The 19,432-nt window shown below is 66.1% G+C and carries 20 protein-coding genes; 9 read left to right on the forward strand and 11 right to left on the reverse strand.

Annotation, left to right across the window (positions count from 1 at the left end; translation table 11 throughout):
* Nucleotides 1–54: 54 nt before the first annotated feature.
* From B3E94_RS14320 to B3E94_RS14340, 5 genes are all read right to left on the reverse strand, one after another.
* Nucleotides 55–2,496: a penicillin acylase family protein gene (locus B3E94_RS14320; protein ID WP_286914017.1), complete on the reverse strand. Its 2,442-nt coding sequence runs from the start codon at nucleotides 2,494–2,496 to the stop codon at nucleotides 55–57.
* A gap of 146 nt (nucleotides 2,497–2,642) precedes the next feature.
* Nucleotides 2,643–2,846: an SEC-C metal-binding domain-containing protein gene (locus B3E94_RS14325; protein ID WP_176517944.1), complete on the reverse strand. Its 204-nt coding sequence runs from the start codon at nucleotides 2,844–2,846 to the stop codon at nucleotides 2,643–2,645.
* A 7-nt stretch (nucleotides 2,847–2,853) separates the two neighbouring features.
* Nucleotides 2,854–3,330, reverse strand: a complete 477-nt coding sequence (locus B3E94_RS14330; RefSeq protein WP_286914018.1) for an LEA type 2 family protein — start codon at nucleotides 3,328–3,330, stop codon at nucleotides 2,854–2,856.
* Nucleotides 3,331–3,332: 2 nt separating this feature from the next.
* Nucleotides 3,333–3,809, reverse strand: coding sequence for a YchJ family protein (locus tag B3E94_RS14335; RefSeq protein WP_176517946.1), 477 nt, complete (start codon nucleotides 3,807–3,809; stop codon nucleotides 3,333–3,335).
* A 2-nt stretch (nucleotides 3,810–3,811) separates the two neighbouring features.
* Complete coding sequence (locus B3E94_RS14340) at nucleotides 3,812–4,306, reverse strand: DUF6231 family protein (protein ID WP_176517947.1); 495 nt, start codon at nucleotides 4,304–4,306, stop codon at nucleotides 3,812–3,814.
* Between the two features lie 158 nt (nucleotides 4,307–4,464).
* Here B3E94_RS14340 and B3E94_RS14345 point away from each other — a divergent pair, with 158 nt between their 5' ends.
* The 3 genes from B3E94_RS14345 (at nucleotide 4,465) to B3E94_RS14355 (ending at nucleotide 6,260) form a co-directional block, all read left to right on the forward strand.
* Nucleotides 4,465–5,157: an OmpA family protein gene (locus B3E94_RS14345; protein WP_176517948.1), complete on the forward strand. Its 693-nt coding sequence runs from the start codon at nucleotides 4,465–4,467 to the stop codon at nucleotides 5,155–5,157.
* 87 nt (nucleotides 5,158–5,244) lie between these two features.
* Nucleotides 5,245–5,964: an OmpA family protein gene (locus tag B3E94_RS14350; protein WP_286914020.1), complete on the forward strand. Its 720-nt coding sequence runs from the start codon at nucleotides 5,245–5,247 to the stop codon at nucleotides 5,962–5,964.
* A gap of 20 nt (nucleotides 5,965–5,984) precedes the next feature.
* Nucleotides 5,985–6,260, forward strand: coding sequence for a DUF1145 domain-containing protein (locus B3E94_RS14355; protein WP_286914021.1), 276 nt, complete (start codon nucleotides 5,985–5,987; stop codon nucleotides 6,258–6,260).
* Nucleotides 6,261–6,266: 6 nt separating this feature from the next.
* Here B3E94_RS14355 and B3E94_RS14360 read toward each other — a convergent pair whose 3' ends face one another.
* Complete coding sequence (locus tag B3E94_RS14360) at nucleotides 6,267–6,731, reverse strand: CopD family protein (protein ID WP_176517951.1); 465 nt, start codon at nucleotides 6,729–6,731, stop codon at nucleotides 6,267–6,269.
* 98 nt (nucleotides 6,732–6,829) lie between these two features.
* On the opposite strand from B3E94_RS14360, the gene dinG reads away from it, so the two are divergent.
* The 6 genes from dinG to B3E94_RS14390 all read left to right on the forward strand — a co-directional run bounded on the left by dinG (nucleotide 6,830) and on the right by B3E94_RS14390 (nucleotide 15,044).
* Nucleotides 6,830–8,974 carry an ATP-dependent DNA helicase DinG gene (gene dinG, locus B3E94_RS14365; protein WP_176517952.1) on the forward strand — a complete coding sequence of 715 codons (2,145 nt, stop codon included), beginning with the start codon at nucleotides 6,830–6,832 and terminating at the stop codon, nucleotides 8,972–8,974.
* 81 nt (nucleotides 8,975–9,055) lie between these two features.
* Nucleotides 9,056–11,290 (forward strand): beta-galactosidase, encoded by a 2,235-nt coding sequence (locus B3E94_RS14370; protein WP_286914022.1) that lies wholly within the window; start codon nucleotides 9,056–9,058, stop codon nucleotides 11,288–11,290.
* A 146-nt stretch (nucleotides 11,291–11,436) separates the two neighbouring features.
* Nucleotides 11,437–12,582 carry a serine hydrolase domain-containing protein gene (locus B3E94_RS14375; RefSeq protein ID WP_286914023.1) on the forward strand — a complete coding sequence of 382 codons (1,146 nt, stop codon included), beginning with the start codon at nucleotides 11,437–11,439 and terminating at the stop codon, nucleotides 12,580–12,582.
* A gap of 99 nt (nucleotides 12,583–12,681) precedes the next feature.
* Nucleotides 12,682–13,677, forward strand: a complete 996-nt coding sequence (locus B3E94_RS14380; RefSeq protein WP_286914024.1) for an OmpA family protein — start codon at nucleotides 12,682–12,684, stop codon at nucleotides 13,675–13,677.
* Nucleotides 13,678–13,696: 19 nt separating this feature from the next.
* On the forward strand, nucleotides 13,697–14,344 hold the full coding sequence (pdxH, locus tag B3E94_RS14385; RefSeq protein WP_176517956.1) for a pyridoxamine 5'-phosphate oxidase: 648 nt from the start codon (nucleotides 13,697–13,699) through the stop codon (nucleotides 14,342–14,344).
* 235 nt (nucleotides 14,345–14,579) lie between these two features.
* Nucleotides 14,580–15,044 carry a glycine zipper 2TM domain-containing protein gene (locus B3E94_RS14390; RefSeq protein ID WP_054899480.1) on the forward strand — a complete coding sequence of 155 codons (465 nt, stop codon included), beginning with the start codon at nucleotides 14,580–14,582 and terminating at the stop codon, nucleotides 15,042–15,044.
* Between the two features lie 85 nt (nucleotides 15,045–15,129).
* On the opposite strand, the gene B3E94_RS14395 is transcribed toward B3E94_RS14390, so the two are convergent.
* The 5 genes from B3E94_RS14395 to B3E94_RS14415 all read right to left on the reverse strand — a co-directional run.
* Nucleotides 15,130–16,737: an NAD(P)/FAD-dependent oxidoreductase gene (locus tag B3E94_RS14395; protein WP_286914026.1), complete on the reverse strand. Its 1,608-nt coding sequence runs from the start codon at nucleotides 16,735–16,737 to the stop codon at nucleotides 15,130–15,132.
* A gap of 103 nt (nucleotides 16,738–16,840) precedes the next feature.
* Nucleotides 16,841–17,515: a COG3650 family protein gene (locus B3E94_RS14400; RefSeq protein ID WP_286914028.1), complete on the reverse strand. Its 675-nt coding sequence runs from the start codon at nucleotides 17,513–17,515 to the stop codon at nucleotides 16,841–16,843.
* 190 nt (nucleotides 17,516–17,705) lie between these two features.
* Nucleotides 17,706–18,407 (reverse strand): ABC transporter ATP-binding protein, encoded by a 702-nt coding sequence (locus tag B3E94_RS14405; RefSeq protein ID WP_176511526.1) that lies wholly within the window; start codon nucleotides 18,405–18,407, stop codon nucleotides 17,706–17,708.
* A complete protein-coding gene (gene livG, locus B3E94_RS14410) occupies nucleotides 18,408–19,175 on the reverse strand; it encodes a high-affinity branched-chain amino acid ABC transporter ATP-binding protein LivG (protein WP_003254878.1) in 768 nt (255 codons plus the stop codon).
* On the reverse strand, nucleotides 19,172–19,432 hold a 261-nt coding region (locus tag B3E94_RS14415), incomplete at its 5' end, for an ABC transporter permease subunit (protein WP_414708154.1). The genes livG and B3E94_RS14415, both read right to left, overlap by 4 nt.

The following is a 19,432-nucleotide window of genomic DNA, read 5'->3' on the forward strand; positions in this document are numbered from 1 at the left end:
CGCGCGGGCGGCGCGCGATCTCGAAACCCCTACAGATCGAAAACCGAGCGCCTGTTACCTACCCGGCACCAAACTCAACCGCTGGCTCCCATAAGCCCGTGCAAAGTTCTGCGGCTGCAGCGGCAAGCTCATGAAGCGCCCCTTGAACCACGCATCCAGCCCATCACTGTAATGCCCGCTGGCCGGGTTGCCGGACTGCCCGTTGCTGGTCAGCACCTGCAGTGGTTCGGCCTGGCCGAAGTCGACGATCATCCGCGCCGACGCCGGCAAGTGCGTGTTGAAATCACTCCCCCAGGCATACGGCGTCAGCGCCAGGGTGCTGAAGTCGCCGCCAGCGGCCAGCGGCGAACGGCGCTGGGCCTCGCCCAGGCCGTGGTAGGCCGGTGCAGGCCAGCGATACTGGTGCAGCTTGCCCCACTGCCAGGCGCGGCGGTCGGCGCCCAGCTGCGCGGTGCCGGCGTCCACGGCCGCGGCCAGGCTGCGGGCGAGAATGGCTGGCTTGTCTTCCTTTTGCGGCGTGTTGCGGTCATCCCAGAACGGGCTGTCCTCGCGGCCGAGCAGGTGGTCGGCCTGGGCCGAGTAGGACAGCTGGGCATTGCTGACGAACGCCTGCCAGGCCGGGCCGGACTCGGGGCCGAGGTCGTCGAGGAAGGTCTGCCGCGCGACTTCCTGCAGGAACAGTTCATACAGGGCCGCATCCGCCGACACCGGGCTCAGGCGGCCATCGAAGGCCTTGAGCCGGGCCAGGGCCTCGCGGGCCTTGTCGCCCTGGGCGGGTGGCAGGGCGTCGATGGCCTGCTTGAGCGGCTGGGCCATGCCGGGGGCGTCGAACATCTGCTTGAGCTTGCCGGCCAGCAAGGTCACCTGGTCGTTCTGGAGGGCCATCAGGCTGCGGCTGTCGTGGCGGCCGTTGCCGGCCAGCTGGGCCAGGCGCTCGGCGCGTTCGGGGTAGTACCAGGTGTTGGACAACTGCATGCCATAGCCGCGTGGCAGGCTGCGCTGGTTGGCGTGGCCGATCCAGCCTTCAGGCGGGTCCTGGTCGTAGGGGTGGAGCATCGGGTCGGCGTAGCCATCCCAGTCGTAGCGCCCGTCCCAGCCCGGCGATGGCAGCAGGCCCTGGCCTTCCCGGCGGTTGGGGTAGCGGCCGCTGACTTGCCAGCCGATGTGCTCGGGCTCGGCGAACACGAAGTTCAGGGCCGCCGCGGCGACTTCACGGGTGCTGTCGAAGGCACGTTCCACCGTTTGCGCGCGGGTCAGGTCGAACAGCGCATCGAGGCTGCGGTCGCCCTTGATCTGCGGCAGGTTCAGCGCCAGGCCCAGGCTGGCGTTGCCAGGCTGGGCGAGCAGGGTGCCGTGGCGGGTGTCGTACATCACTTCACGCAGCGGGCGCTGGCCGCGCACGAAGAAGGTTTCGCTGCGGGCCCGGGCCGGTTGCCACTTGCCGTCGGCCAGGTAGCTGACCTGGCTGCCCTGGTGGCGCAGTTGCTCGAGGAACAGGTCCTGGTTGTCGGCCATCACCGCGCTGCTGCTCCAGGCCAGCTTGCCGTTGTAGCCGGCCAGGACGATGGGCAGCCCTGGCAGCGACAGGCCGGCGACCTGGTACTTGGCGGTGTGGATCTGCACTGGCGCCAGGGCCCAGGCGGCGCGGGTGTCGCTGGCCAGCAGGCTCTTGCCGCTGCGGCTGCGCTGCGGCCCCAAGGCCAGGTTGGCCGAGCCCGGGCTGCCGAGCAGGCCCAGGTCGGCGAGCTTCTGGCTGGCCGCGGCCACGCTGGCAAGGCCAGGCAGTTGGCTGTTGAGGTTCAGGCCTTTGAGTTTTTCCACCTCGGCGTCTGCCAGCGGGTCGTCCGGGGCGCCGGGCAGCAGCCAGGCGAGCTTGTCGCTGCCGACCTTCTGCGCCAGGGTCAGGGCGCTGAGTTCTTCCTGCAGGTTCACCGACTGGCTGAAGGCGTACAGGCTGAAGATCAGCGCCGAGTCTTCGGGCTTCCAATATTCCGCGCGGTAGCCGCTGCTGGCGAGGCTGGCCGGCAGCTTGTCGCGGTAGCGGAACAGGTAGGCGTTGACGCCGCGCGCGTATACCTCGAAGAAGCGCTTCAGGCGCGGCGAGGCATCGGCATAAAGTTGGGTGGCGTTCTGCTTGAGGTTGGCGGCACGCATCAGGCGGTCGATGTCCAGCGCCTCGCTGCCGGCCATTTCCGCCAGGCGGCCCTGGGCCAGCAGGCGCATGGCGAGCATCTGCTCGATGCGGTCACCGGCATGCACATAGCCAAGGCTGAACAGGGCGTCGTGGAAGCTGCTGCTTTCGATCAGCGGTGCGCCCATGGCATTGCGCCGTACCGACACGTTCTGCGCCAGGCCCTTGAGCGGCTGCACGCCGCTGGTCGGGGGCACGCTGTCCTGGTAGCCACCCATCTGGCAGCCGGCTAGCCCGAGCATGCCAAGCAGCGTGGCAGCGCTGGCGAACCGCGGACGGAAGGGAGGAAGGACGGGGGCGGCCATGACAAGGGCTCCTGCAAGGCGTGGCGGGGTTGGAAAGGCGCTAAGGTAGTGAGCGCGCAGTCGCCGTGCAAGGTGCGTTGAAGCTTTATTTACCAGCGGTCGCCAGCTTCAGGCAGCGAGCCTGCCGCTGGCGGCCTGGAACCTGGTCAGGCGCCGTGGCACTTCTTGAATTTCTTCTGGCTGCCGCACGGGCAGGGATCGTTGCGGCCAACGTCCTTCAGGGCGTTGCGCACCGGCTCCTGGTGGCCGTGGTTGCAGTGCGGGCCGTGCACATGGCCGTGATCGTGATCGTGCTGATGATCGTGATCGTGGTTGCAGTCGGGGCCATGGACATGGGGTTGCTGGGTCATTGCAGGGTTACTCCGGTAGGAAATCGCCGGGGATTATCTCACCACTGCGCGACAAGTGCAGGTCCTGGTGGATGATCAGCCCGGTGGCCAGTTCGCCGCGCAACTTGTAATGCAGCTGGTTGTCGCTCTTGAGCAGCTTGGCCAGCGGCTTGAGGTGCTGCCAGAGGTTGGTCCGCACGCTGATCTTGAAGGTGCGCCGGGCATGCCCGCCGACGCTGCGCCAGATGCTCGCTTCATCCTCTGCCAGCAGCAGGTCGTTGAGCCACAGCGAGTAGCTCAGGTTGCGAATGAACAGGCGGCTGTCGTTGGGGTTGTCGATGCGCAGGTGCAGGATGAACTCCTGTTCCAGCAGGCGCGCCTTGACGGTCTCGACCTTGACCAGGTGCACCTCGGGCTCGCGCCAGTCGTCGTCACCCCAGCTCGCGCAGCCCGCCAGCAATGCCAGCAGGGTGGCGAGCAGCAGCAGGCGGGCTTGGGCAATCATGCTCAGTTACCGACGTAGCTGGCGCAGCATTTCTTGAACTTCTGCCCGCTGGCGCAGGGGCAGGGGTCGTTGCGCCCGGCCTTGAGCTCGACGGTCGGGTCGATGAAGTACCAGCGCCCCTCGTGCTGCACGAAGGCTGAACGCTCGCGGTGCTGGTGGTCGCCCTCCTGGTCGTGCCAGCGCGCGGTGAAGGTGACGAAGGCATGCTCGGGCTGGCCGCCGAGCACCTCGGCGCCTGCCACGTCCAGGCCCAGCCAGGTGCTCTGGGCACTCCAGGCGGCCATGGCGTCGCGGTCGAGCCCGGCCTGCTGGGCCGGCAGGGTGGTGGCCACCAGGTAGTCGATCAGGCCCAGCACGTAGGCACTGTAGCGCGAGCGCATCAGCGTCTGCGCATCTGGCGCCGGGGTGCCGGCATGGTAGTGCCCGCAGCAGGCGTCGAGCAGGTTGCCGCTGCCACAAGGGCAGACCGAGACACTCATCATCACCACCAATACTTGCCAAAGTTTTCAGGGTTGGCCCAGAACCTGGCGTTGAGCCAGTCCGGGACCTGCTTGTAATCATGTAGATCATAGGTGAACAAGCTGAGCACCTGCTGGTCGCGGCGGAATTTCTCGCTGGCCGACAGCGCCAGGGCGAAAAAGTCGGTGTCGTGCCAGCCACAGGCCGCCAGGTCGGCCAGCACTGCCACGCGGCTGGCATTGAGGTTGCGGATGCCCCCCAGCAGCTCCAGGCCGGTGCGTTTGGGCAGGTGCTCCAGGCAGTCCACCAGCACGGCCAGGTCGAAGCGCTGGGCCGCCAGCGCTGCCGGCAGCGGGCCGGGCGCGGTGGTTTCGATGGTCACTTGCGGGTGAGCCTGGGCAAACGCTTCCAGGGCCGGAAAGCGCGTGCCCACCAGCAGCAGCCGCTGCGGGGTGAAGCGTTCGAGCAGGGCCGCCAGGGCCTGCTGCGGGGTGCGTTGGGAAAAACCGTCGGTCATTGCCAATCCTCGTTCGGGTTGCCCAAGACTAGCGGGCCATCGCCTGCGGGCAAAGAGGCATGTGCGGGGGTGTGGCTTATTGCTGGCAGGGATTGATTGCGCGGTCTTTACTCCCAGAGATCGGTCTTATGCCGATTCCCCCTAGGAGAAGCTACAAAATGAGCATAGTACGCACAGCGATACCCCTGGTACTGCTCACCAGTGTGTTGACTGGTTGTGCAGGTTTGCAAAAAACCGACTGGCCGAAGTGTGCTGCCGTCGGGGGCGTGGGCGGCGCCGCCCTGGGCGCTTTCGAAAGCTCCTCGTGGGCTGGCTGGGGCGCGCTGCTCGGCGGTGGCCTGGCGGCGGGCTACTGCTGGGCCCATGGTGATGGCGACGAGGACGGCGATGGTGTGCCGGACAGCCGCGACAAGTGCCCAGGCACCCCGCGCGGCGTGCAGGTCGATGCCAATGGCTGCCCGCCGGAGCCGGCACCGGTGGTCGAGGAAGTGGTGGTGCAGAAAGAAGAAGTCATCGTCATCCGTGACGTGCACTTCGAGTTCGACTCCGCCCGCCTGACCGCGGCCGACAAAGAGCGTTTGAACACCATCGCGACCCGCCTGAAACAGGAAGCGCCCAGCGCTCGCCTGAGCGTGACCGGCCACACCGACAGCGTCGGCTCCGACAAGTACAACCAGAAACTGTCCGAGCGCCGTGCCCATTCGGTGACCGAATACCTGATCGAGAGCGGAGTGCCTCGCGCCAGCTTCGTTTCGGTGGTCGGTGCCGGCGAAACCCAGCCAGTGGCAGACAACGCCACGGCCGATGGGCGTTCGATGAACCGTCGCACCGAGATCAAGATCCAGCGCTGACGGCCTGCGCCCGCGCCGGGAGCAGTGGCGCGGGCGCGTCTTTACGCCTGCAGGCCGGTTGCGGCCAAGGACACAGGAGCATTCATGATGAGTGTCATGTCAAAGGCGGCGCTGCCGTTGCTGGTGGTCACCAGCCTGCTTTCAGGCTGCGCCACCCACAGTGATGGCAGTGCGCCCCTCAATCAACGGACCTGGCCAATCTGCAGCCTGCTGGGTGGCCTGGTGGGCGGTGGCCTGGGGGCCATCGAGAGTTCGAGCTGGGCCGCCGGCGGCGGAGCCCTGGGCGCCATTGCCGGTGGGCTGATCTGCTATGCCCAGGACGGCGACGAGGACGGGGATGGCGTATTCGACCGCCGAGACCGCTGCCCGGACACTCCGGCCAATACCCCGGTCGACCACATGGGCTGCCCGCTGCCGCAGTACCCGCCGAGCCAGCCTGCGGCTCAGCCCGAGGCCAAGGCCGAGGTGATCTCCCTCGACGACCAGGGCCAGGTGATGTTCGCCTTCAACTCCGCCGACCTCACCACGGGCAGCCAGCAACGCCTGCAAAGCCTGCTGCCGAGGCTCAACGAGTTGGGCGTGACGCGCATCAAGGTGGTTGGCCATACCGACAATGTCGGCTCCGACAGCTACAACCAGACACTTTCCGAACGGCGTGCCGCCAGTGTGGCCGAGTACCTGATCAGCCAGGGCCTGGCGCCGCAGAAGGTCACCAGCGAAGGGCGCGGGGCGCGCGAGCCGGTGGCGGAAAACGACACCGAGGAAGGCCGCGCGCACAACCGCCGGGTCGACCTGCACCTGAACTGACACGCACAAGGGGGCGGCAGATGAAATTCATCCTTGGCCTTGGCAAGGTCCTGACCGTGGCGTTCTGGGGCGTGGTGCTGTTCAACCAGCTGATGCCGCAGCCGCTGCCGCTGAACCTGCTGATCAACGCAACCGGTATCGCCGTGCTGGGCCTGCATGTGCTGGAGGTGCTGTTCTTCAATGGCAGCCTGCGCGGGCGCAGCCATCGCTGGTTCGATCGGTTGCAGATCCTGCTGACCGGCATCTTCCATGTCATGTCGATCCCGCGGCCGGCCGAGCCGCCGCGGGCGGGCTGAGGCGCCCTACATCAGCAGGCGCGAGCTGGCCACGGCGACGACGGCCAGCCCCAGCAGCAGGTTGACCCCGACCATTCGCCGGATCCGCCCCAGCACGGCGGCCCCGGCGGCCCAGTCCTCCGCCTGCACCGCAGTTTTCAGCTCCGGCAGCAGCAACGCCTGGATGCGCATGAACAGGGCGAACATGGCGATGCCGCCGCCGATCATCACGTGAATGTACTTGGGCGCTGTCTCGAAACCGTTGAAACGCATGTGCAACATGCCGATACCACTTATCGCCAGGATCACCACCGCCAGCCAGACCCAGGTGAAAAAGCGTCGGAAAACTTCCACCCAGAGCCGCAGCCGGGCCGGCCCTTCAAGGGCTGCAACCGTTGCCGGGCGCAGCACCAGCCAGGCGAAGAACATGCCACCGACCCACACCAGGGCGGCCAGGACATGCAATGTATAGGGCAGGGCAAAGGCGAGCATCTGGATCTCCATGCGGCACAAAGGGCAATAGCGGGGTATGATAGCCGCCCCATGCGAAACACTGAAAATATATCCAGCCCTTCGGGCGCCTGCAGACCATGATCAGCAACGAACTCAAAGCCACCATCCAGGGCGCCTACTCGCGTTTTCTCGAAGCCAAGAGCCTCAAGCCGCGTTACGGCCAGCGCCTGATGATCGCCGAAGTGGCCAAGGTGCTCGGCGACATCGCCTGCGACGATGAAGGCCGCCGTGCCGGCGAGCCTGCCGTCGTGGCCGTGGAGGCGGGCACCGGTACCGGCAAGACGGTGGCCTACAGCCTGGCCGCGATTCCGGCTGCCAAGGCCGCCGGCAAACGCCTGGTGATCGCCACCGCGACCGTGGCGCTGCAGGAGCAGATCGTCTTCAAGGACCTGCCCGACCTGATGCGCAACAGCGGCCTGAACTTCAGCTTCGCCCTGGCCAAGGGCCGTGGCCGCTACCTGTGCCTGTCCAAGCTCGACGTCCTGTTGCAGGAGGGCCACGCGCAGTCGGCCACCGCCCAGCTGTTCGAGGAGGAGGGCTTCCACATCGAAGTGGACGAGCGCAGCCAGAAGCTGTTCAACAGCATGATCGAGAAGCTTGCCGGCAACCGTTGGGACGGCGACCGCGACAGCTGGCCCGAGGCCCTGGAAGACCAGGACTGGGCGCGCCTGACCACCGACCACAGCCAGTGCACCGGCCGCCATTGCCCGAACTTCCAGCAGTGCGTGTTCTACAAGGCGCGCGAAGGCATGGGCAAGGTCGATGTGATCGTCACCAACCACGACATGGTCCTGGCCGACCTGGCCCTGGGCGGCGGTGCGGTGCTACCCGACCCGCGCGACACCGTGTACGTATTCGACGAAGGCCACCACCTGCCAGACAAGGCCATCGGCCATTTCGCCCACTATTCTCGCCTGCGTTCCACCGCCGACTGGCTGGAGCAGACCGCCAAGAACCTGACCAAGCTGCTGGCCCAGCACCCGCTGCCGGGCGACCTGGGCAAGCTGATCGAGCAGGTGCCGGAGCTGGCGCGGGAAATCCGCACCCAGCAGCAGTTCATGTTCACCCTGTGCGAGCAGATCGCCGATTTTCGCCCCAGCGAGGACACCGAAGGGCGCGAGCGCCCACGCTACCGGTTCGAAGGCGGCGTGGTGCCGGAGCAGATCCGCGAAGTGGGCATCGAGCTGAAAAAGGGTTTCTCCCGTCTCAATGACCTGTTCACGCGCCTGGCCGACCTGCTCAAGGAAGGCATGGATGGCGAGGTCAACATCGGCATCGCCAGCCACCAGGCCGAGGAGTGGTACCCGCTGTTCGGCAGCCTGGTCACCCGTGCCCAGGGCAACTGGGAACTGTGGACCGCCTTCACCGCCGAAGACCCGCAGGACAGCCCGCCCATGGCGCGCTGGCTGACGTTGGCCGAAAGCGGCGCGCTGTTCGACATCGAAGTCAACGCCAGCCCCATCCTGGCCGCCGAGATGCTGCGCCGCAGCTTGTGGAACGTGGCCCATGGCGCCCTGGTGACCTCGGCCACGCTCACCGCCCTGGGCAAGTTCGACCGCTTCCGCATGCGCTCAGGCTTGCCGCGCGATGCCGTCACCTGCGTGGTGCCCAGCCCGTTCGTGCACGGCGACGCCGGCCTGCTGCGGGTGCCCGACCTCAAAGCCGACCCGCGCGATGCCGCCGGGCACACCGCGGCGATCATCCGCGAGCTGCCCGCCATCGTCGAAGATGCCCGCGGCGCCCTGGTGCTGTTCTCCTCGCGCAAGCAGATGCAGGACGTGTTCGACGGCCTGGACCGCGACTGGCGCAAGCTGGTGCTGATCCAGGGCAACCTGTCCAAGCAGGAAACCTTGAACAAGCACAAGGCGCGGGTCGACGATGGCCAGCACAGCGTGCTGTTCGGCCTGGCCAGCTTCGCCGAAGGTGTCGACTTGCCGGGCGCCTACTGCGAGCACGTGGTGATCGCCAAGATCCCGTTCTCGGTGCCGGACGACCCGGTCGAGGCGGCCCTGGCCGAGTGGATCGAAGCCCGTGGCGGCAACCCGTTCATGGAAATTGCCGTGCCCGATGCCTCGCTCAAGCTGATCCAGGCCTGTGGCCGCCTGCTGCGTACCGAGCAGGACCGTGGCGTCATCACCTTGCTCGACCGGCGCCTGGTCACCCAGCGCTACGGCAAGGCTATTCTCAATGCGCTGCCGCCCTTCCGGCGGGAGATTTCCTGACGGCCGGAGCATGCTGCTGCGGCCCGTTGTCCACCCCTCAGTCGCGGGCCCGAGCGGGCCTGAAAGGAGAGCCTGAGCCCTATGATCCGTCGCACCTTGCCTGCAGTCCTCACCCTGTTGCTCAGCACGCCGCTGCTGGCTGGCCAGCAGACGCTGTTCAGCTTCGTGCGCCCGGCCTCGGTGGTCGCGGTGGCCACCGATGGCACTGGCATGCCCCAGTACAACGCGGAGCAAACCAGTGAAGGCGAGGTGTTGCGGCGTGTGGTGTTCAACCCGGTCGAACGGCCAACCCTGCGCCTGAGCCCGCAGGCGGGGGTGTGGGACTGGTCTGCCGGGCAGTTCCTCACCTTGCGCCTGCAAAGTGCCATGGATTGGGCGTTGACCGTCGATGTCACCGTGCTGGGCAGCGATGGCCGTACCCTGACCAGCCGCATCGACCTGCCGGCAGGGCCTGCGCAAACCGTCATGGTGCCGCTCAAGGCCACCTCGCCGCTGAGCCAGGGCATGCGTGCCGGGCCGCCGATGCCTTGGGTGTATCAAGGCCAGCGGCTGTTGTTGACCAGCAGTGCGGGCGAGATCGACCTCAAGCAGGTGGTGTCCGTCAGCCTGAGCATTCCGGCGCCGAAGGTTGCGCAGAACCTGCTGATCGAGAAGGTCGGCATCCAGGATGACGACCTGGCCTACAAGGCGGCCTACCACGAGCTGATCGATGCCTACGGCCAGTCCACTCGTGGCCGCTGGCCCGAGAGAATCGTCAGCGACGACCAGCTCAAGGCCGCCGACACCCGCGAGCAGCAGCAACTCAAGGGCTGGCTGGCCGATCGCGCCAAGCAAGGGCTGGATACCTACGGTGGTGTGCTGGCAGGGCCTGGGTTCGAAGCCAAGGGCTTCTTTCGCACCGAAAAGCGTGATGGCCGCTGGTACCTGGTTACGCCGGAAGGGCACCCGTTCTATTCCCTGGGCGTGAATGCCGTGGCCGCCGATGGCGGGCGTACCTACGTTGCCGGTCGCGAGGGCATGTTCGCGGCCTTGCCAGGGCAGGGCGAGGCGCTGGCAGCCTTCTATGGCGAGGGCAACAACGACGATGGCAACGCCTCGTCGCAGGGGCGCGGCTTCAAGCAGGGGCGTTGGTTCGACTTCTATGCCGCCAATATCCAGCGTACCTACGGCAAGCCGTGCGCGCCGGTGGAGGGGCAACCGCCTGGCGAATGCCCGCCACTGGCACTAGACAGCAGCCGCTGGCAGGCCCACACCCTCGATCGCCTGCAGGCCTGGGGCTTCAACACCCTGGGCAACTGGAGCGACCCGGCGTTGGCCCAGGCCAAGCGCGTACCCTACACCTTGCCGCTGTCGATCGTCGGCGACTATGCCAGCATCAGCACGGGCATGGACTGGTGGGGCCGCATGCCTGACCCGTTCGACCCACGCTTTGCCATGGCCACCGAGCGCGCCGTGGCCATCGCTGCCCGCGACCACCGTGACGACCCCTGGCTGATTGGCTACTTCGCCGACAACGAACTGGCCTGGGCGGCGCCGGGCAACGACCCCAAGGCGCGCTATGGCCTGGCCTACGGCACCCTGCGCCTGACCACCGACGTGCCGGCCAAGCGCGCATTCCTCAAGCAGTTGCGCGACAAGTACCGAAACCAGGAAGGCTTGTCCAAGGCCTGGGGCATCGACCTGCAGGCCTGGGAACTGATGGAAGACCCGGGCTTCGAGGCGCCGCTGCCGAGCCCCGAACACCCGGAAATCGAACGGGATTACCAGTATTTCCAGCAGGTGTTCGCGCAAACCTACTTCAAGACCATTGCCGACTCGCTGAGGTGGCATGCCCCCAACCACCTGCTGCTGGGTGGCCGCTACGCCGTCAGCACGCCCGAGGCGGTCAAGGCCTGCGCGGAGTTCTGCGATGTGCTGAGCTTCAACTTCTATACCCTCAAGCCAGAAGATGGCTACGACTTCAGCCGCCTGGCCGAGCTGGACAAACCGGTGCTGGTGTCCGAATTCCAGTTCGGCTCTCGCGATCGCGGGCCATTCTGGCCAGGGCCAGTGGAAGTGGCGCGCGAGGAAGACCGCGGGCCGGCCTACGGCAACTTCCTCAAGGCGGCGCTGGCCCAGCCGATGATCGTCGGCGCGCACTGGTTCCAATACCTCGACCAGCCGGCCAGCGGGCGCTTGCTCGATGGCGAAAATGGCCACCTGGGCCTGGTGGCGATCACCGACGTGCCCTATGCCGGGTTTGTCGAGGCCGTGCGCAAGAGCAACCAGGCAGCCGTGGCCCAGCTGCGCAGCCAGCTTGAGAAACCGGCTCCATGAGCCGGCCTGCCGCAAGCCAGCCAGCCACGGGCGCCCTATTGAGGAAAATATTCCGCAATACCATCTGGCCCTGCCCAGTAGGCAAAACCCTTAACTACTGAAACAATGCACGCCTTTTCCAGCCAGGTCGTACGGAGAACAGGCGGGTGCAGATCCAGGGTCACTATGAGCTGAAGTTCGAGGCGGTGCGCGAAGCATTCGCGGCATTGTTCGATGATCCCCAGGAGCGCGGTGCGGCGCTGTGCATCCAGGTCGGTGGCGAAACCGTGATCGACCTGTGGGCAGGCAGCGCCGACAAGGACGGCCAGCAGGCCTGGCACAGCGACACCATCGCCAACCTGTTTTCCTGCACCAAGACCTTCACGGCCGTAACCGCCCTGCAACTGGTGGGCGAGGGCAAGCTGGCCCTGGATGTGCCGGTGGCGCGTTACTGGCCCGAGTTTGCCCAGGCCGGCAAGCAGAACATCACCCTGCGCCAGTTGCTCAGCCACCGCGCCGGCTTGCCGGCCATCCGCGAGTTGCTGCCGGCAGAGGCGTTGTACGACTGGCAAGCGATGGTCGATGCCCTGGCCGCCGAAACGCCCTGGTGGACGCCAGGTACCGAGCATGGCTACGCCGCCATCACCTACGGCTGGTTGATCGGCGAGCTGATCCGCCGCGCCGATGGCCGTGGCTCGGGTGAATCGATTGTCGCCCGCACCGCCCGCCCGCTAGGGCTGGACTTCCATGTCGGCCTGGCGGACGAAGAATTCCATCGCGTGGCGCATATCGCCCGTGGCAAGGGCAATGCCGGTGATGCGGCGGCCCAGCGCCTGCTGCAGGTGACCATGCGTGAGCCGCAAGCGCTGTCGACCCGCGCCTTCACCAACCCGCCGGCGATCCTCACCAGCACCAACAAACCCGAGTGGCGGCGCATGCAGCAGCCTGCGGCCAACGGCCACGGCAATGCCCGCAGCCTGGCCGGCTTCTATGCCGGCCTGCTGGACGGCAGCCTGCTGGAATCCGAACTGCTCGACGAACTGACCCGCGAACACAGCCTGGGCGAGGACCGTACCCTGCTCACGCAGACCCGTTTCGGCCTGGGTTGCATGCTCGACCAGCCCGATGTGGCCAACGCCACCTTCGGCCTCGGCGCCCGTGCCTTCGGCCACCCAGGCGCTGGCGGCTCGGTCGGTTTCGCCGACCCCGAGCATGATGTGGCCTTCGGTTTCGTGGTCAACACCCTGGGCCCATACGTGCTCATGGACCCAAGGGCCCAGCAGCTGGTCCGGGTGCTGGGTACGTGCCTTTGATCGGGTAACGCGGGTATTGCTCGCACCCTTTGTCTATCCTGAATGCCAATGCCTGTAGTGCGTTGGCAAAAACTCTTTCTAATTCATGGTGTATCGCTGATGTCTTCACATAAAACCTTAGCACTCGCCCTGTGCATGGCCGCCATGACCGGCTGTGCCAGCCACTCCCAGGATGCTTCCAAGGGCGAGACCAGCAGCTGGTGGCCCTTCGGTTCGGACAAGGTTGCCGAGCAGGAAGTGAAGCAGGCCGTCAACGAGAATGTCGCCAAGGCCGATGCCAAATCGGAAAGCGCCAGCCGCTGGTGGTGGCCATTCGGTGGTGACGACAAGCAGGCCAAGGGCCCGGTGGTACCGAAGATCGACCAGAAGGCCACCCAGGCCTGGCTCGACGAGTACGAGCCGAAGCTGCGCGAAGCCATCAAGGACAGCAAGCTGCAACTGGAGCGCCGCGACAACGTGCTGGCGGTGACCATCCCTGTCGACGGTTCGTACAACCCGGATCGCCCGAACATGCTGCTGCCGATGAGCCTGGGCCCGATCACCCGGGTGGCCAAGACCGTCGAAGGCGACGCCAAGACTGCAGTGCTGGTACTTGGCCATGCCGACAGCAGTGGTGTGGCCGCTGCCAACCAGAAGCTGAGCCTGGAGCGCGCCGCCTCGGTTTCGGCGATTTTCCGCCTGAGCGGCTTGCAGCGTGACCGCCTGACCCTCAAAGGCATGGGCGCAGAAATGCCCCGCGCCGCCAACGACAGCCCAGAAGGCCGTGCCCTCAACCGCCGCGTTGAAATGCTGCTGACCCCGCAGAACACCATGGTCGCGCTGCTGGCCAAGTACCAGCAGGCCGCGCCGGCACCGACCCCGGCCGCCATGGTTGCCGTGCAGGATGCCAAGGCGCCGGCTGCCAAGGCTGTGGAAAGCAAACCCGCCGCCAAGGCCGCTGCCAAGCCAGCCGCGAAGAAAGCCGCGGCCAAGCCTGCAGCCAAGGCCACCGCGAAGAAGAAAGCCGCGCCGGCCAAGCCTGCTGCCAAGCCCGTCGCCAAGAAAGCTGCCGATGACAAGAAGGTAGCCGCCAACAGCCCTGCGAAGACCAACTGATCGTCAAGGAAACGCAGCCATGACCCAATCCCTGGCCGATATGCGCCGCGACTACACCCGTGATGGCCTGGCCGAAGCCCAGGCGCCGGGTGAGCCGTTCGCTCTGTTCCACCAGTGGTTTGCCGATGCGGTGAAAACCGAGCAGCCACCGGTGGAGGCCAATGCCATGACCATCGCCACTGTCGATGGCGAAGGCCGCCCCCATTGCCGCGTACTGCTGCTCAAGGGGCTCGATGAGCGCGGGTTCACCTTCTTCACCAACTACGAAAGTGCCAAGGGCCAGCAGCTGCTGGCCAACCCTTTCGCCGCCATGACCTTCTTCTGGCCGGCGCTGGAGCGCCAGGTGCGGATCGAGGGGCGGGTGGAGAAGGTCACGGCCAAGGAGTCGGACGACTACTACCAGGTGCGCCCACTGGGCAGCCGCCTGGGCGCCTGGGCGTCGCCACAGAGCCGGGTGATTGCCGGCCGCGAAGAGCTGGAAGGGTTGGTGAAGGCGACCGAGGCGCGTTTCTCCGACAGCCAACCCCATTGCCCCGAGCATTGGGGGGGCTACCGCCTGCTGCCCGAGCGCATCGAGTTTTGGCAGGGCCGCGCCAGCCGCCTGCATGACCGCTTGAACTATCGCTTGGTCGATGGGCAATGGCTGCGCGAGCGGCTGGCACCCTGAAACCTCTGGGGGCCGCATCGCGGCCCTTTTCACACCTACCCGTCCAGGGCCGCACTGGCCTCGCGCACGACGATGCAGTAATCCATGGCTATTCTTGGTCTGACGTTCAAGGCCTGGGGGATAGCCTGTGCTAGCTGTACCGGTGCTGAATGAAAATAAATTTGTTACCTCAGTGTCGTGACAGTTGCCTGGGTGCGGCGTCTAATGGACACCTGAAATTTATGGAGACTTACCCATGCGTAAATCCGCTTTGCTGGTGGCGACCTTCACCACCATGTCGCTGTTGCTGGGGGGCTGTGCCTCGAGCCTGACTGGCGACAGCTACTCCCGTGATGAGGCCCGCCGCGTGCAGACCGTGCGCATGGGTACCATCGAATCCCTGCGCCCGGTCAAGATTGAAGGCACCAAGACGCCAATCGGCGGTGGTGCTGGCGCCATCGTCGGCGGCGTCGCCGGCAGCGCCGTGGGTGGTGGCCGTGGCAGCATCGTCGCTGCGGTGATCGGTGCCGTGGCCGGTGGCCTGGCCGGTTCCGCCGCCGAAGAAGGCCTGACCCGCACCCAGGGTGTGGAAATCACCGTGCGTGAAGACGACGGCAGCATGCGCGCCTATGTGCAGGCCGTGCAGCAGAACGAAATCTTCCGCGTTGGCGAGCGCGTGCGCATCATGACTGTCGACGGTACCAGCCGCGTCACTCACTGATCGCTGCAGAAAAGCAAAAACCCCGAACGGGCCTGGCCTGTTCGGGGTTTTTTGTTGGGCCTGTCACGGTCCATCGGCGGTGCAGTTACAACCCGAGCATGTCGCGCGCGACTGCCTCGGCAATGCGGATACCGTCTACACCCGCCGAAAGAATCCCGCCGGCATACCCCGCACCTTCACCCGCCGGGAACAGCCCCTTGAGGTTCAGGCTCTGGTAATCCTCGCCACGGGTGATGCGCAGCGGTGAAGAGGTGCGCGTCTCGATGCCGGTCAGCACCGCGTCATGCAGGTTGTAGCCCTTGATCTGCCGATCGAACGCCGGCAGCGCCTCGCGGATCGCTTCGATGGCGAAGTCCGGCAGGCTCGGGGCGAGGTCGCCCAGGGTCACGCCCGGCTTGTACGAAGGCTCGACGCTGCCCAGGGCCGTGGATGGCTTGCCAGCGACGAAGTCGCCGACCAGCTGCGCCGGTGCCTGGTAGTCGCTGCCGCCCATCACATAGGCGTGGGCTTCCAGGCGCTCCTGCAGCTCGATCCCGGCCAGCGGGCCACCCGGGTAGTCGCGCTCGGGGTCGATCCCCACCACGATGCCGGAGTTGGCGTTGCGCTCGTTGCGCGAGTACTGGCTCATGCCGTTGGTCACCACCCGGCCCGGTTCGCTGGTGGCCGCGACCACCGTGCCGCCCGGGCACATGCAGAAGCTGTACACCGAGCGGCCGTTCTTGGCGTGGTACACCAGCTTGTAGTCGGCCGCGCCCAGTTTCGGGTGGCCGGCGTACTTGCCCAGGCGCGCCTTGTCGATCAGCGTCTGCGGGTGTTCGATGCGGAAGCCGACGGAGAACGGCTTGGCCTCCATGTACACGCCCTTGGCGTGGAGCATGCGGAAGGTGTCGCGGGCACTGTGGCCCAGGGCCAGGACCACATGGCGCGAGTGCAGCTGTTCGCCGCTCTCGAGCACCACGCCGGTCAGCTGGCCATCTTCGATCAGCAGGTCGCTGACCTTCTCCTGGAAGCGCACTTCGGCGCCCATGGCGATCATGTCCTGGCGCATCTGCTCGACCATGCCGGTCAGGCGGAAGGTGCCGATGTGCGGTTTGTTGATGTAGAGGATTTCGTCCGGCGCGCCGGCCTTGACGAACTCTTCCAGGACCTTGCGGCCATGGTGCTGCGGGTCCTTGATCTGGCTATAGAGCTTGCCGTCGGAGAAGGTCCCGGCGCCGCCTTCGCCGAACTGCACGTTGGACTCGGGGTTGAGCACGCTCTTGCGCCACAGGCCCCAGGTGTCCTTGGTGCGCTGGCGCACTTCCTTGCCGCGCTCGAGGATGATCGGCTTGAAGCCCATCTGCGCCAGCAAGAGGCCGGCGAAGATGCCGCAGGGGCCGAAGCCGACCACGATCGGACGCTCTTGGAGGCCTTGCGGGGCGTGGCCGACGAACTTGTAGCTGACGTCTGGCGCGACACCGATGTTGCGGTCGTCGGCGAACTTGCTCAGCAGTTCGGCTTCGTTGCTCGCTTCAAGGTCGATGGTGTAGATGAACAGCAGCTCGCTGTTCTTCTTGCGCGCATCGTAGCTGCGCTTGAACAGGTTGAAGCTGAGCAGTTGCTCGTCGCGGATGCCCAGGCGCTCGACGATGGCCTCGCGCAGCGCTTCATCGGGGTGGTCCAGGGGCAGCTTGAGTTCGGTGATTCGTAGCATGGCAGGGTCCAGTATCCCGGCCATGGGCGGCCGGCGGCTTTACACAAACCGCCAAGTATAAGCTGTTAGCCGCCCCGACTGGCAGGATAAAAGCACCCGGCGATCAGTTGTCGCGCGCGCCGCCGTAGTAGCCGCAACCGTTGAGGGTCTGGCCATCGATGCGCAATTCGGCGCGCAGGTGGCGCACGGCGCCGGTGGCGCTGTCGGTGCAACGCTGCGGCGCGACCCACAGTTCCACATGCTGGCCGTTGGCTTCGCTGGTCAGGGTCAGGCCGCCGCCAGGCACTTCTTCTTCGAGGAAGGGCAGCGGCAGCGGCTCTTTGCCGACGCGGTTGAGCACCATGCCCTTGCCGCTGGCCTTGATGTCCCACTCCGGCTCGTGGCCGCTGGCGCGCAGGGTCAGCTGCTTGAAGTTGGGGTCATCGCAGGCGCGGGTGGAAGGCTCCAGGCGGTACAGGCGGCTGACTTCGAGCTGGCCATCGTTGTTGGCCTGCTTGCTGCCGGTGAGGCGGCCGCGCACGTCGGCGAACAGTTTGTCGTTGGCGTCGCGGGCCAGGTTCGAGGCTTCCTGCAGGATGGCGGTGCCGCTGGCGTCGCGCACGACGAAGTGGCGGGCCTCGCCGCAGGGCTTGAACAGCAGCTGGCCGCCGCCTGCACTGAGTTCGCCCTGCATGCGCGTGGTGCCGATGTTCGGGTCGCGAGGTTGCTCGGCCAGCAGCTGGCAACCGGCGAACAGGGGCAGCAGGGCGGTGACCAGCAGGGTGGGGGTGAGGCGCATCGGGCGGGCTCCGGGAATCGTTTGCCAAAGAGCTGGCCACGTTACTCAGGCTGGGCGAGGTTAACAAGAGCTGCGTAGTGCCTGTACCGGCCCCATCGCTGGCAAGCCAGCTCCCACAGGAGGCGTGCGCTGGCTTGCCAGCGATGGGCCGGTACAGGCAGAAAAAAGGGCCCGAAGGCCCTTTTTCCAATCAACCGCCCAGGTAGGCGTCGCGCACTTTCGGGTCGGTCAGCAAGGCCTCGCCCGTGCCCTGCATCACCACCCGGCCGTTCTCCAGCACATAGGCCCGGTCGGCGATCTTCAGCGCCTGGTTGGCGTTCTGCTCCACCAGGAACACCGTCACGCCATCGCGGCGCAGCTGTTCGATGATGTCGAAGATCTGCTGGATGATGATCGGCGCCAGCCCCAGCGAAGGCTCGTCGAGCAGCAACAGCTTGGGCTTGCTCATCAGCGCCCGGCCGATGGCCAGCATCTGCTGCTCGCCACCGGACATGGTGCCGCCACGCTGGATGTAACGCTCCTTCAGGCGCGGAAACAGCTGCAGGACCTTGTCCAGCTGCGCCTGATAGTCGCCCTTGTCGGTGAAGAAGCCACCCATGGCCAGGTTTTCCTCGACGGTCAGGCGGGCGAACACGCGGCGGCCTTCCGGCACCACCGCGATGCTCTTGCGCATGATGTGCGAGGAAGGCTGGCCGACCAGCTCTTCACCCAGGTACTTGATGCTACCACTGTGCGCCTGCGGCGAGCCGCACAGGGTCATCAGCAGGGTCGACTTGCCGGCGCCGTTGGCACCGATCAGGGTGACGATCTCGCCCTGGTTGATTTCCACGTTGACGCTGTGCAGCGCCTGGATCTTGCCGTAGAAGGTGGAAACGTTCTCGAACTTCAGCATTTACGCTTCCCCCAGGTAGGCTTTGATCACGTCAGGGTTGTCGCGGATCTCCTCCGGCGTGCCGTGGGCCAGGGGCGTGCCCTGGTTGATCACGACGATGTGGTCGGAAATGCTCATCACCAGCTTCATGTCGTGCTCGATCAGCAGCACGGTGACGTTGTGCGACTCGCGCAGGTAGGCGATCAGCGCCTTGAGGTCTTCGGTCTCCTTGGGGTTCAGGCCGGCAGCCGGTTCGTCGAGCATGATGATGCGTGGCTGGGTCATCATGCAGCGGGCGATTTCCAGGCGGCGCTGCTGGCCGTAGGCGAGGGTGCCGGCGGTGCGGTTGGCGAACTCGGTCAGGTTGACCTTCTCCAGCCAGTACTGCGCACGCTCCATGGCCTCCTTCTCGCTGCGGCGGAAGCTCGGGGTCTTGAACAGGCCGGCGAAGAAGTTGGTGTTGAGGTGGCGGTGCTGGGCGATCAGCAGGTTCTCCAGCGCGGTCATTTCCTTGAACAGGCGCACGTTCTGGAAGGTCCGCACCACGCCCTTGCGGGCGATCTGGTGGCCGGCCAGGCCCTGGATCGGCTGGCCGTCGAGCAGGATGGTGCCGCCGCTGGGCTTGTAGAAGCCGGTGAGGCAGTTGAACACCGTGGTCTTGCCGGCGCCGTTCGGGCCGATCAGCGCCACCACTTGTTTTTCCTTGACGGTCAGGGCCACGCCGTTGACCGCCAACAAGCCGCCGAAGCGCATGCTCAGGCCGCTGACTTGCAGAATTTCGCGGCTCATCGACGCAGCTCCATGTGTGGACGTTGCATAGGCAGCAGGCCTTGCGGACGCCAGATCATCATCAACACCATCAGCGCACCGAACATCAGCATCCGGTATTCGCTGAACTCACGCATCAGCTCGGGCAGCAGGATCATCACGATGGCCGCGAGAATCACGCCCAGTTGTGAGCCCATGCCGCCGAGCACGACGATGGCGAGGATGATCGCCGACTCGATGAAGGTGAACGACTCCGGTGTCACCAGGCCCTGGCGCGC

The sequence above is a fragment of the Pseudomonas sp. UBA6315 genome, assembly GCF_002438125.1.
Lineage (GTDB): Bacteria > Pseudomonadota > Gammaproteobacteria > Pseudomonadales > Pseudomonadaceae > Aquipseudomonas > Aquipseudomonas faucium.